This window comes from Kitasatospora humi, from assembly GCF_020907985.1.
GTDB lineage: Bacteria > Actinomycetota > Actinomycetes > Streptomycetales > Streptomycetaceae > Kitasatospora > Kitasatospora humi.
Genome location: NZ_JAJJPA010000068.1, coordinates 15,825 through 30,825, shown reverse-complemented (window position 1 = coordinate 30,825; position 15,001 = coordinate 15,825). Strand labels below are relative to the sequence as shown.

The 15,001-nt window shown below is 68.5% G+C and carries 11 protein-coding genes; 7 read left to right on the top strand and 4 right to left on the bottom strand.

Annotation, left to right across the window (positions count from 1 at the left end; all coding sequences use genetic code 11):
- From LN042_RS33740 to LN042_RS33725, 4 genes are all read right to left on the bottom strand, one after another.
- Positions 1-341, bottom strand: a 341-nt coding sequence (locus tag LN042_RS33740) for an IPT/TIG domain-containing protein (protein WP_230055264.1), incomplete at its 3' end; no start/stop codon positions are given.
- Between the two features lie 278 nt (positions 342-619).
- The gene (locus LN042_RS33735) at positions 620-1,363 is read right to left on the bottom strand and encodes an IPT/TIG domain-containing protein (RefSeq protein WP_230055263.1); all 744 of its coding nucleotides are present in this window, start codon (positions 1,361-1,363) and stop codon (positions 620-622) included.
- 1,560 nt (positions 1,364-2,923) lie between these two features.
- The gene (locus LN042_RS33730; protein WP_230055262.1) at positions 2,924-4,339 is read right to left on the bottom strand and encodes a replicative DNA helicase; all 1,416 of its coding nucleotides are present in this window, start codon (positions 4,337-4,339) and stop codon (positions 2,924-2,926) included.
- A complete protein-coding gene (locus tag LN042_RS33725) occupies positions 4,336-5,577 on the bottom strand; it encodes a hypothetical protein (RefSeq protein ID WP_230055261.1) in 1,242 nt (413 codons plus the stop codon). The genes LN042_RS33730 and LN042_RS33725 overlap by 4 nt, the downstream gene beginning before the upstream one ends.
- A 1,370-nt stretch (positions 5,578-6,947) precedes the next feature.
- Here LN042_RS33725 and LN042_RS33720 point away from each other — a divergent pair.
- The 7 genes from LN042_RS33720 to LN042_RS33690 all read left to right on the top strand — a co-directional run bounded on the left by LN042_RS33720 (position 6,948) and on the right by LN042_RS33690 (position 14,828).
- Positions 6,948-8,225, top strand: a complete 1,278-nt coding sequence (locus LN042_RS33720) for a glycosyltransferase (RefSeq protein ID WP_230055260.1) — start codon at positions 6,948-6,950, stop codon at positions 8,223-8,225.
- Positions 8,226-8,274: 49 nt separating this feature from the next.
- Complete coding sequence (locus LN042_RS33715) at positions 8,275-8,898, top strand: hypothetical protein (protein WP_230055259.1); 624 nt, start codon at positions 8,275-8,277, stop codon at positions 8,896-8,898.
- Positions 8,899-8,996: 98 nt separating this feature from the next.
- Entirely contained in the window at positions 8,997-9,203 is a 207-nt protein-coding gene (locus tag LN042_RS33710) for a hypothetical protein (protein WP_230055258.1), read from the top strand.
- 231 nt (positions 9,204-9,434) lie between these two features.
- Positions 9,435-10,289 (top strand): MbnB/TglH/ChrH family RiPP precursor modification enzyme, encoded by an 855-nt coding sequence (locus LN042_RS33705; protein WP_230055257.1) that lies wholly within the window; start codon positions 9,435-9,437, stop codon positions 10,287-10,289.
- On the top strand, positions 10,286-11,134 hold the full coding sequence (locus tag LN042_RS33700; RefSeq protein WP_230055256.1) for a hypothetical protein: 849 nt from the start codon (positions 10,286-10,288) through the stop codon (positions 11,132-11,134). Before LN042_RS33705 ends, LN042_RS33700 begins: the two co-directional genes overlap by 4 nt.
- A 1,182-nt stretch (positions 11,135-12,316) precedes the next feature.
- Positions 12,317-13,195, top strand: coding sequence for a hypothetical protein (locus LN042_RS33695; protein WP_230055255.1), 879 nt, complete (start codon positions 12,317-12,319; stop codon positions 13,193-13,195).
- Between the two features lie 811 nt (positions 13,196-14,006).
- Positions 14,007-14,828, top strand: a complete 822-nt coding sequence (locus tag LN042_RS33690; protein WP_230055254.1) for an IPT/TIG domain-containing protein — start codon at positions 14,007-14,009, stop codon at positions 14,826-14,828.
- The last annotated feature ends 173 nt before the right edge of the window (positions 14,829-15,001 follow it).

Sequence of the window (15,001 nt, the reverse complement as noted above, 5' to 3'; positions counted from 1 at the left end):
CCACTGAACCCGGTCCCGGTCAAGGTGACCGTTCTCCCCACCGGACCCGACGGCGGAGAAACCGCAGCAAGCACCGGCGCCACCGCCGCGTAGGTGAAAGCGACACTGTTGAGCGACGGACCCAGCAGCCCTCTCACGGTCACCTGCACCGTGCCGGATCCGGGCGGCACGGTGGCCGTGATCTCCGACGGCGACACGACATCAAAGGTGGGCGCGCGGACGGTACCGAAGTACACCGCCGTCACACCAAAGAAGCCAGTCCCTGTCAACGTCACCGTTGACCCGGCCGGGCCCGACGCCGGACTGACCGAGAAGATCAGGGAAGTGTTGAGCTCGTCCATGGACCAATCCCGTGCGTTGGAGCAGCCCCGGAGAGCTGCGACTGATGGGATGCGGCTGCGCAGTGGCGGGATGACCCACTACCGGTGCGGGGGCGCTCGGCATGGGCGGGGTAGGAAGACGGGCCGCCCATGTCGAGCGCGAGGTGAGCCCCGGTCGGCGGAAGCTGGGGCGCCGACCGGGGCTCGTCACGTCCGTGCGGGACCCGCAGCCCGCCCGGACGGATCGGTATCGGCTCGCGGTCACCTGACCCCGGTGTCCCAGCGCGAGCCGCTGTGGCTCAGATACCGGGCGTGCCAATGTAGGTGAAGGCACCCACCGCCGTGCTGCTCCCGCCAGTGGTGGTCACCACGATGTCCGCCGCGCCCGCGGTGCCGGGCGGGGTGACGATTGCCAGCTCGGTGGCGGAAACGACCACGAACGGCGCAAGCGTGCCGCCGACCGTCACCGACTGGGTGGACGTCAGGTTCGTCCCCGTCAGCGTGACCGGCGTACCTCCCGAGATCGGGCCCGAATTCGGCACCACACTGGTGATGGTGGGGGCGTCGACGTAGGTGTACGTCAGACCGTTGTTGGTACCGCCCGCAGTGGTGACACTGACGCTGACAGCGCCGGCTGCCGTACCGGCCGGCACGACGACGCTCAGCCGGCCGTCGTTGAGCACGGTCGGCGTGACGCTGTTGGCACCGAAGTTCACGGCGGTCGCCGTGGACAGGCCGGTCCCGTTGATCGTCACGGTGTTGCCGCCCGCCGTGGGGCCGGACGTGTCACTGATCGAGGACTTGAACGGAGGACCGATGTAGTAGAACGGCAGCGGGTTGCTTGTGCCTCCTCCAGTGGTGACCGTAACCCCCACCGTGCCGGTACCCGCCGGGGAGATCGCAGTGACCATCGTGGGCGTGTTGCTGGTGATCGTGGCGGCGCTGGAGCCGAAGCGCACGGCAGTGGCACCGGCGAGGTTGACACCGGTGATGGTCACCAGCGTCCCACCTGCGGTGGAACCCTGGTTCGGGCTGATGGGCATGGTGCTTTCCCTTCGACTGGAGGGTGGCTGTGATGCAAGAGAGCCCGGCGCCTTGACGCCCGACGGGCCCGCGGCCGGCCGATCCCGTGACTGCGGAGGCGAAGCCCAGCCGGCTTCCTTCGAGGCGAAGCCGGCTGCTCCCGGGCCCGTCGGCCACGGTTTTCCGTGTGACTCAGCCGCCTGCCGAATTGCAGCGCCACCCCCGGCCGATCCGCTTGCGGCGCCTCCTGTGCCGGCCCCGCACGGTCTCTGAGGAGCCCAGCACACAGCGCGCACGCTGCGGCGGCGGAACGGAAGGCTCAACAGGTGCCGCAGTAGCCAGGGGTTGCGTCGAAGGTCCACTCGGGTGCTGCCCGTTCGCTCGCAACCGCGGCACGTACCACGTCAGGGGGAACGCCCAGAGCAACACCGCGCTGCTTATCTGGGAGCGTGGTGGAGTGTGCCAGGTGGACCAGGCGGTCATCGCACGGCTCAACGCGTGGCGTACCTTCTGGATTGCTCGCATGACGCCTCCTGGCGTATGTGAGCCGCCGCACTGGGTGGCGCAGCCAAAGCGGCACCACCCAGTGAATCCAACTCCTCCGCGGGGGCGCCCATCGCAAGTCCGTGCCCGACCGCCACCTGGGACCGGCGGACACGGCCTGCGCATTCCCCCGGGAGGGATGGGCGGCCCACCGGTTGGATACATAGAAGTAACCCAGACGGTCGAAATCGATGACAAGGTCCTCAGCAGGCTTTCACCCGCTTGGCGGAATGCCGTGCCGGGCTCCGAAATCGCTCAAAACGGCCAGCACGGCGAAAGCAGACCGGCACCAGCCTGCGGACACCCATCCGCCTGTGAGGAATTTGCTCGCAAATTTCCCCATCATCGGGATACAGAATTCCCCACCCCAGCCTGCCCTGCCTGGCCGGCCGTTGTAAGGAGGGGCGGTGCCGTGCCACGCGGCCTGCCGACCTGCTCAGGAGGCGCTCCGCAGCGGTCCTGCCACTCCCCCCCACGCTGCGGACGGGGCGCTCCTCCTCGCGCGCCTCGTGCCCGCCGGAACCGCGATGGCACCGGGACTCGGCGTGAGGAGGAGGCCTCCCTCGTGGGCTGCCGCACCCAGTGCGATGCTGTGCCGGCAACCCCGAACCAATAATCCACCGGAGCCGTTCAAAGACACGGGGCACCACCCGCATGGCCTAACGCCAGGAGTCTCGAATACAGCTGCTCGGGTGCTTCTCTCGAAGTCCCGCCCCTGGGAGCGCTCTGCGAGATTCCCCACCCACTCACTGCAATATTACTTTCTGCGCTCACCTCATTTCCCCATGAAGATCTCCCCGCGAATTCCTGACCACCCTGGGGAACCGAGCGGAGCGCACATGGTCCGCCATGGATTCCATACGGTCACGGACAAGAGTCGACCACTCTGCGCACCCCGATCCGATCATCCCGGCCACCGCTCGCGTTCATGTCGCTCGAGTCGGTGCATCGTGCGACCTGACATCGAGGGACGGACCAGCGGCAGGGGACCCGGCCCAGAGGCAGTGCGAGCCGCCAGAGGGGCCGTCAGGAGCGCTCTAGAACCGGGCCATGGACGACAGGCGGGCCATGTGCCCCTGGAACGCCAGCGGCACGACCCGGCCGCTGGGGCCGGACCGGTTCTTGCTGATGATCGCCTCGACCGTACCGGCGTTGGGCCCCGTGTCGGAACCGTCCTCGGCGAGCTCGCGGTGAAGCAGGATGATCAAATTGCTGTCCTGCTCGATCGCGGAGGACTCCTTGAAATCGCTGACGACCGGACGCCTGCCCACCGCGCCGCGGTTGAACTGCGCCAGTGCTACCACCGGGATCCCGAACTCTCCCGCGAGCCTCTTCAACCCGCGGCTGATCTCGCCGACCTCCTGGGCGCGGTTGGCGTTGGCCTTGGTGTTCTCCGGGGTCACCAGCTGCAGGTAGTCACACAGGAGCATCGCGGGAGGGTGACCGCGCGACGCCATGTAGCGCAACCGGGCCCGCAGCCTGGACAGCGTCTGGGTGGCGGAGTCGTCCAGGTAGAAGTTGTGGGCGTTGCGCATCACGTCGGAGACGCGGGCGATCTTCTGCCAGTCGTTGTCGTCGAGCTTGTGCTTGACCAGGCGTTCCAGGTGCACCCCGGATTCGGCAGCGGTCAGACGGGCCATCAGCTCCTTTCCGCCCATCTCCATGCTGGCCACGAGAACCGGCCGGTTGCGGTGCAGGGCGACGTGGGCGGCCAGGTTCATGCCGAACAGCGACTTGCCGCCGGCGGTCGCCGCGCCGACGGTCACCAAGTGGCCGGGCAGCAGCTGGACCACCTCGTTGATGTCCGGCCACGGGGTGTCCAGGGCGCGTGGGTCGATGCCGTGCTCCTGGTCGTCGATGAACTCCTGCCACCGGTCGGCGACGGACAGCTTCGGCGCGACCTCCGCGGTGCCGGCCACCAGCGCCTGCAACTGCGCCATGGCGGCTTGGACGACCTCGCGGGCCTCACCCATCGCGGCGTAGCCCCCGGTGGTGAGCCTGATACCGGTCTCGATCACCTTGCGGAACGCCGCGAGGTTGCGGACCTTCTCGGCGTAGTACTCGGCGTTGGCGGCCGTGGGCACCGTGTTGAGGCAGGTGTGCAGGTAGCTGGGCCCGCCGACCCGCCGGAGCTCGCCGCGGGCGGTCAGCTCGCCGGCCACCAGAATCGGGTCGGGGGTGCTCTCGCCGCCGGAGCGGTCGTGCAGCTCGAGGATCGCCCGGTAGATCGTCTGGTGTGCCGGGCGGTAGAAGTCACCGGGTCCGTTCAGCGCGGTGACCACGTCGCTGATAGCCGAGGCCGACAGCATCATCGCGCCCAGAACGGCCTGCTCGGCTTCCAGGTCGTTGGGCTGTTCCCGCTCCAGGGCGTGGCGGGCGGCGTGCACGGGCGGGCGGGCATCATCGGTCGGTGGGCTGTACTCGGCGGCAACGCCGGTGTCTGCGGTGTTCAAGGACGGAACTCCGGGTCGCTCACTGGATGAGGCGGTTCCGCAAGGTTGGCCCCGGCAAGGTCCGGTGGTCCGCTTCGCTGTCGAGACAGCCGGCAACCGTTCTTGATGCGCGCCGCCAAGGGGCTGCATTGCGAGCACGGCTGAAGCCGCAGAAAGCCCGCAGCGTCCCGTCCCTCGCGCATCCGCGAGATCGGGTCGCAGTCCGCGTCGCCGCAGTGCGGAACCTGGGCGAGCACGTCCGGTGCGGTGCGCGGGTCGGCCACGCGCGGCATGTCACGATCGCGCAGCACGATGTGCCTCGGCCGCAACCTGTCGATCCGGGCGCCGATCGCGGCTGCCGGATCGTTGAGGCCGCTGGCCGGACGGTGCGTCAGGTCGTACACCAGCACCTCGTCCGGCGTCGCGTAGCCCAGTAGCGGCAACGCCTCCAGCAGCTTCGGCGCGAACCTGCGTGCGTCCCGCAGCCCGCACGCATAAGGCGCCGGCAGCTCCATCAGGAACTGCAGCACCGCCCGAAGGTCCTGCGGCAACTCCGAGGGGTTGGTCTTCCCGGCGAAGCCGGTCCCCCTGCCTTCCATCCCGACATCGGCCGTGGCCGCCGGAAGTGGGGGGGTAGGGGGGGTTCCTACCACCGGGGGGTGTGGGGGGGACGGGGCCGACGTGTTGGAAACCGCTCCATCGGCCTGACCTGAACACATGTTGGTTTCCGACGTGTCGGAAACCGCACCATCGAAACCCGACGTGTTGAAAACCGCACCATCGGCCTGACTTGCACAGATGTTGGAAATCGCACCCTCGGAACCGACCTGCGCACCCCGACGTGTTGGATTTCGCACCGTCGGGCTGACCTGCGACGCAGCTACGGTGCCCCGGCTGACATAGGCGCTGTTGTTGGCGGGGTTCCGGTAGACCCGGAACCGCCACTTCGGGCGGCTGGTCTCCTGGTCGTAGCCGTCCCGTTCATGGCTGACGTGGCCGGCCTTCTGCAATCGCCCCAGGACTCCCCGGAGGCGGCTGGCGCCCATCCTCCAACCGGACGCCTGGAACTCCCGTGCCAGGGCGAGGACGCCGGACGGCTGCTCCGGATCTCGCAGCAGCAGCCGGATCAGCACTCCGTAGTCCTCGGGCTGAAGGTGAGGGGAGTACGCCAAGGCGTAGGGAACCACCACTTCCTCCGGGCGCTCCCAGGCCCGCTCGATCGAGGAGCTTTCGAACTCGGCGTCGGTCAGGTGCTTCACGAGTTCACCTCCGACCCGGCGCCGGGCAGCGTCGCCGATAACAGTGGCGACCACGGTGGTGCAGACCACCCTCCGGGCCTGGACGCGGGGCAGTGCCCCATGAGGACGGTCGGTCCGGGGACCGAGGCTGCCGGCAACGGCATCGGGGAAGAGAACTGATCGGACCTGCGGCGTCCGCAGCGGGTTGACCGGGCAGGATGCTGATGGCGCGCAACGCGAAGGTGCCTTTCTCGGTCCCAGCCGCGTCAGGGTGATCACTCAGGTAGAGCGACGGGCGTGTGTCCTTCGCCCGCACCGGGTACGCCTGGTACCTTCAGGGAAGCAGTGTGCGTAGCGAGCGGCCCAAGTTTGGCGACTGGGGGCCGCTTCGCTGTTTTCTGGGTTTCTCTGCAGCCCATACGGGCGACCGGCTCAGCTTATTGGCCTCCCCGAGTTCTCGCTTCATTCGGTTCCAGCGTGTCGGCTGGACGTTTCAGCGGGCGCTTGTAATCGGTCGATGACCTGATAGGCGCGCCTGGGCTTCGTCGGGCCGTTGAGGACCTTTCAGGCGCACCGTGCAGGTTTGCCCTCCGGAGCCATGAGCCCAGTTGTTCGGTAAGCCCGTCGCACACGGCGTCAGCTGCCCTCCGCATCCGGTCGAGCTGATGGTAAGCAAAACCCAGGTGCCCTTGCTGACGCCGGAGTGGAACACGGTTTGCTACAGCTGCCACTCCAGCAGCCACTGGGCACAGCACTGCTCCTACGCCCCAGCCCGGTCCGGCGGAATCGCATGCGAGACGGGCCACGCGGTGGGTGCCCGACCACGGTCAGACACCTTTCCGCGTGGTCCTGTACCGGACTCGACCTCCCCTTTCAACGTCTCTCCAATCCGTCCGATTCGCAATAGCATGCTGCTCTTCCTCCTCAGATAGTTTGATATTTGAGTAAATGAGGAAACTCGGTGAGCAAGATTCGCGAGGCGTGACATACGTTCAAGGCGTCGCCCTCGATTTCCTTCGGCCGCCGAGACGGCAGGACGGGCGCGCAAATCTGAAGCAGGATTCAGCAGGTTTGGGGCGTCGGCGTACTGGAGTTACTGGCCTGTCAGCTGATGGCAGGACGGATGCACTTCTCGACCCGCTCCTCCGCGCTTCGCGCCATTATGGGGGCGCAGAATATGCATACGCTCCGGCGCGTACAGACTATCTGATGAGTTGTCATATGCAATATGACATTCGCCTTTGGCTCTTGTGCGCCATTTACGTCCACCCGGATTCTCTGTCCACTGGGTGAGAAGGCTTGCCGCTACCCCGACGGGGCCCAGCCAAGGCTCGCGACCGGTAAGGCGCCCTCGACCTACCCGACGACCTCGGATCGCTTGGAGCGGTGGCATGAACATCTGCTTTCTCACGAAGTACCCACCGATCCAGGGCGGGGTCAGCATGCACTGCTACTGGGCCGCCCGCGGCCTGGCCGAGCGGGGGCACCGCGTCTTCGTGGTCACCAACGCCGACGAGGTGGAGGAGACCTTCCGGATCCGGATACCCGAGGCCGACCGGGTCGAGGGCGGTGCCTACGCGCCGGCCTTCCCCGACAGCGGGGGGCGCGTGACCGTCACCAGTACGCAGCCTCCCGACCGGCGTGAGCTCTACTACATCCCGCTCGGCAACCCGACCGTCAGCCGGCTGGCAGGCCTGGCAACCGATGTGATCCGCGCGCACGACTGTGAAGTGATCTTCTCGTACTACCTGGAGCCGTACGGAGTCGCGGCCCACCTGGCAAGCCGGTTCACCGGGGTGCCGTACGTCTTCAAGCACGCGGGCAGCGACCTTCACAGGCTCATGCGGCTACCCGACTTGCGGACCACCTACACCGAGGTGCTGCGCGGCGCGAACCGTCTGATCTCCCGGGGGCCCTCGCGCGCCCGGCTGCTGGAGGCGGGGGTGGACGAGCGGGTGATCACTCCATGTGCGGCCTTCGGGCTGCCCGCTGACCCGTTCACCCCGGCCGGCCCGTCCCGTCCGCTGTCGCAGTGGCTCGCCACCGGTTCGGGGTCGACCCGGCCGGTCGACAGCGACCTGCCCGTCCTCGGGACCTACGGCAAACTCGGCGAGTTCAAAGGGTCGTTCGACCTGCTGCACGCCATGCGGCGGTTGTTCTCGGACGGCTTCAGATTCAACCTGCTGGCTGCCGCGCAAGGATGGCAGCAGGACGCCTTCACCCGGCTGGCGGACCGGCTCGGACTCACCGACCACGTCCACCTCATCCCGTTCATGCCGCACTGGTCCATCCCCGAGTTCGTTCGCAGCTGCACCGCCCTCGCCTTCCTGGAACGTGACTTCCCGATCGCAGCGCACACCCCGACCATCCCCTCGGAGATCATCGCCTGCGGCGGTTGCCTGGTCCTGTCCACCGAGGTCGCGCGAAAGCAGCTCTTCCGGGCCGCGATCCGGGACCGCCGCAATGTCGTGGCCACCGATCCGCTCCGCCACGACGACCTCGCGGCAGCCCTTCGCTACGCGCTTGAGGACAGCGTGCGGGCACAGGACATCGGCTACCGGGGACACCTGGAACTGAGGTACGAGCCGACCTACGAGTCCTTATGTCGGGGAACTCGAGCAACTCCTCACCGGCGTCGCCGCGGATCCGACCGACTCGTCCTCCCCTAACGGACGGGGCGGCACCGCCGATGCGGAACCGGCCGAGGTAACGCAAGCCGTGCCGCGCCTCTACCCACGCACCCATGCCCTGTTGACGGCCGCCGACCAGCGGCGCTTGCGCTGGGTGGCACAGGCCGACGCCAGCCACCGCGACCTAGCGAACCGGCGCGCCCTCGCGCTGAGGCTCGGCCAGCTGCTCCTCGGGATTCTGCCGCGGCACGCCGTGGTGACCCGCGAGGTGTGCTGGTACGAGTACAAGATCCATGAGTTCACGCGCGACGCGATCGATGCCAAGCCGACCGCTCCGGCAGGAGCGGAACTCGGCTGGCGCGCACGGTCCGACCAGGCTCGGCCGCGGCTCGTCGGCCAGGCGGAGATCGTCGAGTTCAGCTGCGACGTGGAGCCGGTCCTCGAAGCGCTGGCCGAAGGACGCCGGGCGCCGGCCGGCAAGGGACCGCTCAAGGTCCTGTTCCACGAGGCGGCGGCACCCCTGCGGCTGAGCGAACCGACCGCCTGGCTCGTCGAGTTGCTTCGCACCGGTGAACTGACGGCTGCTCAGCTGGCGGACCTGGCGCGCGAGCGGTACGACACGACCGGCCCGCACTCCAGCCGGACGTCGGCGGCACAGTGCTTCGACGTCCTCGAAGGACTCTGCTGGGAGGGGGTGGTCACCTTCAACTGACACCGTGCCGCACTCCGGCCATGCCCGGCGTGCGCCGGAGGGAGCGGCAGAACCCGTCCGTGCACCGGACGATCGCAAACCACGAAAGGGGAATGTTCATGAGCGACCAGAGCAAAGGTCAGAAGATCGAGGTGCGAGGGAGCGTCGACGCCGCGAAGTACCACGCGGCCAAGGCGCTCGGCGGCGAGAACACGATGTTCGAGCTGCGCGCGATGAAGCCGAACCGCGGATCCAACGCGGCGGCGATCACCTGCGTCGTGTGCCTGATCTGCATCGTCTGCTCGGCTGCGTCCACCGCGGCATGAGTCGCCCCTCACACGACGACCTGGTCGTCGTGTGAGGGAACACCGGCGACAAAAAGGCGGGCGAAGGCGGTCCGCTGTTCCACGGCGTGTCCGGGAGCGCCTCCCGGACCGAGAGCGCGCCCGACCGGGCGCCTCGAGGAACGCGCGGGCGCCTTCGCCGGCTCGACAGGGCGGCCCGGCGGCCACTACTACGTCACTTGACGACCACCAACCGGCAGGAGTGATGCGCCCATGCGCGAACCGTCCGTTCTCGGAGTCGGGCTCGGCTACCGACAGGAGCTGCGTGAGGCCATCCTCGATGCGGCCGACTCGATCGACTTCCTTGAGCTGATCACCGACCAGTACATCGACATGCCACCGCACAAGGCGGTGGAGGCCCGTGAACTGGCCGACCGGTTCCCGATCCTGCTGCACGGCGTGGACCTGTCGCTGGGGACGGATCAGCCTCCCGATACGGAGTACGTCAAGAAGATCCAACGGCTGGCCGAGCGGATCGAGCCCGAGTGGGTCAGCGACCACCTGTGCTTCACCCAGGTCCCCGGCCTCAACCTCGGGCAGCTGACCCCGCTGGCCTTCACCCCGGAGACCGCCGAGATCGCCGCCCGTAACATACGCCTCGTAGCCCAGGAACTCGAGCAGCCCTTCGCAGTGGAGAACATCTCGTACTACTTCCGTGTGCCGTGGTCCACCATGAGCGAGGCGGAGTTCATCACCGAGGTGGTCACCCGAGCCGACTGCCACCTGCTGCTCGACCTGACCAACGTGCTCAACAACGCGACCAATCTGGGATTCGACGCCGCCGACTTCCTCGACCGCATCCCGCTGGAGCGCGTCCTGCAGGTCCACCTCGCCGGCGGGTACTGGCAGGACGGCGTGCTCCTTGACACTCACAGCCACCCCGTCCCGGCGCAGGTCCTCAAGCTGCTCCTCGACTTCGTCCCGCGCATGCCCGCCCTCAAGGCCGTGATGGTCGAACGCGACCAGAACTTCCCGCCGCCCGCGGAACTGCTCGCCGAGCTCGACGGCATACGCCAGGCTCTGGCGCCCGCCTGGCCGCCGGCATTGCCGTGCGGAGACGATCGATGAGCGAGCGCGTGAGCGAACTTCGGCGTCAACAGGCGCTGGCGCGCTTCCTGACCGACCCCCTGGCCCGACAGGCCGTACTGGCCGAGCAACCGGATCCGCTCCCTTGGGCCGGCCGTGAGCTGAGGGACCAGCTGCGCGAACTCGACCGGAAGCGCACCTCGATGTACTCCCGTCTGCTCCTGCTCAACCGCATGACGAAGGTCACCGATGCACTGCCGCTGGTGAGTTGGGCACTCGGACAGCGCCTGTGGGAACTGGCGCCGGAGTACAACCGGTGCTGCCCGCCACGCCGGCCGAAGAAGCAGCACGAGGCCCTGGCCTTCGCCGGCTTCCTCCGCACGAAGCTGGGCCCCGAGCTCGACGAACCGGCATGGCTCGCCGACGTGCTGCACTATGAGGTGGCGGTCCTTCGGATCCGCTTCTTCCCCGACGGTCCGCCCCTCCCCGCTCTACCGGCGGCACCGACGCTCTCGCGGGAGGACCTCCATCGGGTACGGCCCCGACTCAGCCCCGCCAACTGTCTGCTGGCGCTCGATCACGACCTGGAGGAGATCGGCGCCTGCTTCGAGCGCGGCGAGCCACCATCCCGAGTGCAGCAGCGCCAGATGTTCCTTCTGCTGCAGGCCACACTCGAGGGCAACATCCGGCAGGACGAGGTGAACCCGGCGGTCGCCGTCTTCCTGGGTGCCTGCTCTCCGGAGCGCACACTGGCCGAGGTGATCGGGCAGGTGGCTCGGGAGCTCGAGCCGGGCTCGCCCCCGAAGACGCTCCATGAAGAGTGCCTGGCGCTCTGCGTCCTCCTTGCACAGCGCGGGGTGCTCACCCTGGAGGCGGTCGGGAGGTGATGCCGGGTTCTCGAACGGGAACCTCACTCGGCCGGTGCCGGAGCTTGGAGGTGCCGTGCACGGGGTCGGCTCGCACCAGCGTTCCCCAGTGACGGCAGCACCGGTGGGCCAACGCGGGATGGCGCCGGCACACCGACACGACGGCTCGCCGGCGAGGTCCGACTAACAGGTCGGGCATGGCTTGCCTGCCCGCACCCGGACACCGTGCAGAACCGGCCCGGCGGCGGGCGCGGTGCTGGTGAATCGGCACCGGCACAGTAGGCAGGCGGCCGATGGAGCCGACGGGACGTCACCGTTGCGCACGGACAGCGTGCGATGGACGCACGCCCCGGCCAAACGGATGAGATGCGACCGTTCTACTGGCCACCCGTCGCCACCGGTGCGCTACTTGGAGCAAGAACATCCCGGTGGGCCGCCCATCCCTTGCCGGGGGACTCGGCCGAACCGTCCGAAGACATCGGTGTTCCCGGTTCGGTGGCTGTGGGCGCCCCCGGTGAGGTTTCCGGTCTGTTGTCGGCTGCCGCGTCCGCGGCGGCCGTCGACGGTCGGCGGCCCCATGAACGAAGGGGAACGTCATGACGATCATGCTTCCGGCCATTGCCCCGGCGGTACCAGCAAGCGAGCGCAGCGCCACTGCGTTGCCCTGAGACGATATCGGCCGTCAGCCGGGTCTCCGGGCCCAGCGCCGGTGGCACCAGCGTGACCACCTCCGGCGTCGTCCTGCTGACCGCCCGTTCGGTCATCTTCGGGGAGGCCCGGCGGGCGGCCCTTGTTCTCCGACACCAGCTGACCGTCGCCGGCCCTAGTCGGCACTACCACAGGGGCCGGTCCGGTCAGCGGCGCCACTGCCGACGGGCGGGCGCACCTCACCTACCGCCCATCTGGGCGCCCCATCGTGACAGCCGTCAGCCCGGCTCAGGACCGGTCGCCGACGGCGTACTGATCACCCTCATCGGCACCGGCCTCACCACCACCGACCGGGCGACCTGGACTCTGGCCCGTGGCGTTCGACGTCATCTCGGACACCACCACCCTCACGTTCCAGGCCCCGTCCGGGGACCGCAGGTGCCGCGAACTGCCGTCACCTCACCTCCGTCGGCGCCACCACGGCCACCTCCACGTGCCTGCCCACGCCCAGTCCTTAGGCGGTGACACCGCCTCACCTGTCTCGAAGGAGCAATCATGCGACTCAACCGCCTGGCCGTCCGCGCCGTGGGAACCGCTGCCGGATCCGCCCTCCTGGTCGTCGGTCTGGCCGCCAAGCCCGCGGCCGCCCAGAGCTTCGTCCCTTGTGCTCCGACCGCGCTCGCAAACGCCATCACGACCGCGAACGTCGCGGGCGGCATGCTGGTCCTGGCGCCCGGCTGTGTCTACTCGCTGCCGACCGCGCTGCCGCACATCGAGAACAGGATCACCATCGAGGGCGGCGGTGCCACCATCACCCGAGCGCTCGCGGCGCCCTCCTTCCGAATCTTCACCGTCGACAACACCGGAGACCTGTCGCTGCACCGAGCGATCATCAGCAACGGCCAAGTGAGCGGGGACTTCGGCGGCGCGATCCGCAATGACGGCATGCTCACCGTCACACGCTCCGTCATCCGGGACAACCAGGCCGACTACGGCGGCGGCATCGGGGGCAACACCGGCTCCACCGCCCGGATCAGCCGTAGCTACATCAGCGGCAACACGGCGCTCCAGGAGGGCGGCGGTCTGGCCAACGAGGGCACCATGACCGTCAACGAGAGCTTCATCACCGGCAACGACGCGGTGGAGAAGGGCGGCGGGGTGACCAACGACGGGACGCTGAAGGTGAGTCGCACCGCCATCGAATCAAATACCGCCTCCGGACCGTCCGGCGTCGGCGGCGGGATCGTGAACTCCGTGGCCGGGGGGCTGGCGAAGCTCAGCGAGAGCATCGTCATCAACAACACGGCAACCGATGCGCCCGGGGGCATCTACGACGACACCGCCACCATCCTGCTCCACCGCACCACCGTCGTCGCCAACCAGCCGACCAACTGCGCGGGCAGCCCCACCCCTGTCCTCCACTGCGTGAACTGACTCCCCTTCCGGCCTACACGGCCTCGGCGAGCCGGTCACTGGCTCGCCGAGGCCGGCTTGAGACCTGCCGCGCGTGCTCAAGCATCCCAAGTGCTTTTATGTGTTCAACCCTCCGGAGCTGCGCGGCCAGGGACAACGGGCCGGAGCCGGGGCTTCCCGTACGGGCCATCGTGCTCTCTCTTCATTGAACCGTCGTTCAATAGTGGAGTTGCACGGTGGCTTCGGCATGCGCAGGGAACAGAAGCCATCACGGACGTGCGCTCCCGTGCCAAGCCCGCCGCCCACCGGCTCGATCTGCCACCCACCTAGCGGGCGTCAACCTTTCCTGAGTCCGCCTCGCATGCCCGGTGCCGGACGCTTCGTCTCAGGGCGTTGTTCGAGGGCTGGCAGCGCTCGCGGTAGGCGCAGACGGTTCATGAGCGCTGAGCCGTTCGGGTGATCGGCTGTCAATCAAATTGCCTCATATCCATCCTGTCGGGTTAATGGTCATGTCTGAACCGGCGGGCCGCCCATCCCCGTGTCGGTGAGCTCAGCTGGCGGCCGGTCCGTTGCTCCAGCCCCCTCTCGGACGTCCGGGGCTGATTTCGCTCCAGTCGTCCTGGCGCCGGCTCACCGGTACTCGCCGCTGCTCCTGGCGCAGACATGTCGGCATCTACAGCCCGGCTCCTCTCGCCCCGCCCTGCGGCCGTTGACCGGCCCTGCGCACGGCTGGCCGGGAGACGGCCGCAGAGGTTCTAGGACCGGCTCCGGGCGGCGCGGCCGAAGGGCCGTCCGGCTTCCCCTCACTGTTCCCCCACACAGGAGACAGACCATGAACGCAACCGTGCACGCGCCGTCCTCGGCGAACTTCACCCTGCCCTGGCCTCTGCCGCCCGTGCTGCTGGCGGCCATCCCCAACGCGGGGCCGGCGGCCGGCGGCAACACCGTCACCCTCAGCGGACTGGGACTGAACGGCGCCACCCAGGTCCTCTTCGGGACCACCCCGGCCACCATCGTGTCCGGTGACTTCCTCGGCGTCAGCCTTGTCGTGGTGGCCCCGCCCGGAACCGGCACCGTGGCGGTGACCGTCACCACTCCGAACGGCACCAGCAACCCGGTGGCCTACACCTACCTGGTGACCTCTCCCTCGCCGGCGCCCAACCCCACGGCCGTGATCCCCGCCGAGGGCCCGACCTCCGGAAACACCGTGTTCCTCATCACCGGCACCGGCCTCTCCGGGGGATCCGTGACCTTCGGAGGTACACCTGCCGCCGTACTGGCCAGCACCGCGAACCTGATCTTCGGCCTGACCCCGGCGCACGCCGCAGGCAACGTCCCCGTCGTGGTGACCACCGTCGGTGGATCGGCGAGCGTTCCGGGCGGCTTCACCTACCTCGCAGCCGTGCCGGTCGTGACCGCCACCGTCACCCCGTCTATCAGCGCTGCGGCGGGTGGCGGCGTGTTCACCATCGCGGGCACCAACCTGACCGGCGCGACCGTGACCTTCGGGGCCACCCCGGCGACGATCACCACCAACACCGGCACCGTCATCACCGGCATCATCCCGGCCGGCATCGCGGGCACCACCGTCAACGTCACCGTCACCACCCCGGGCGGCACGGTCTCCGCCGGAACCGAGACCTACACCGCCTGATCCACCAGCCTGCCTTCGGAGAGGACTCCGAAGGCAGGCTGCCTCCTCCTGACGTCCCGCATATCGGAGGTGCCGCACTCGGAGCTGGCCCCACCGCGAGCGGGCGACCGTGCGGCTGGACCCGAAGGTGGACGGCGGCCCGGCGAAGGGCTCTCACTGGTGCGGCCGAGATC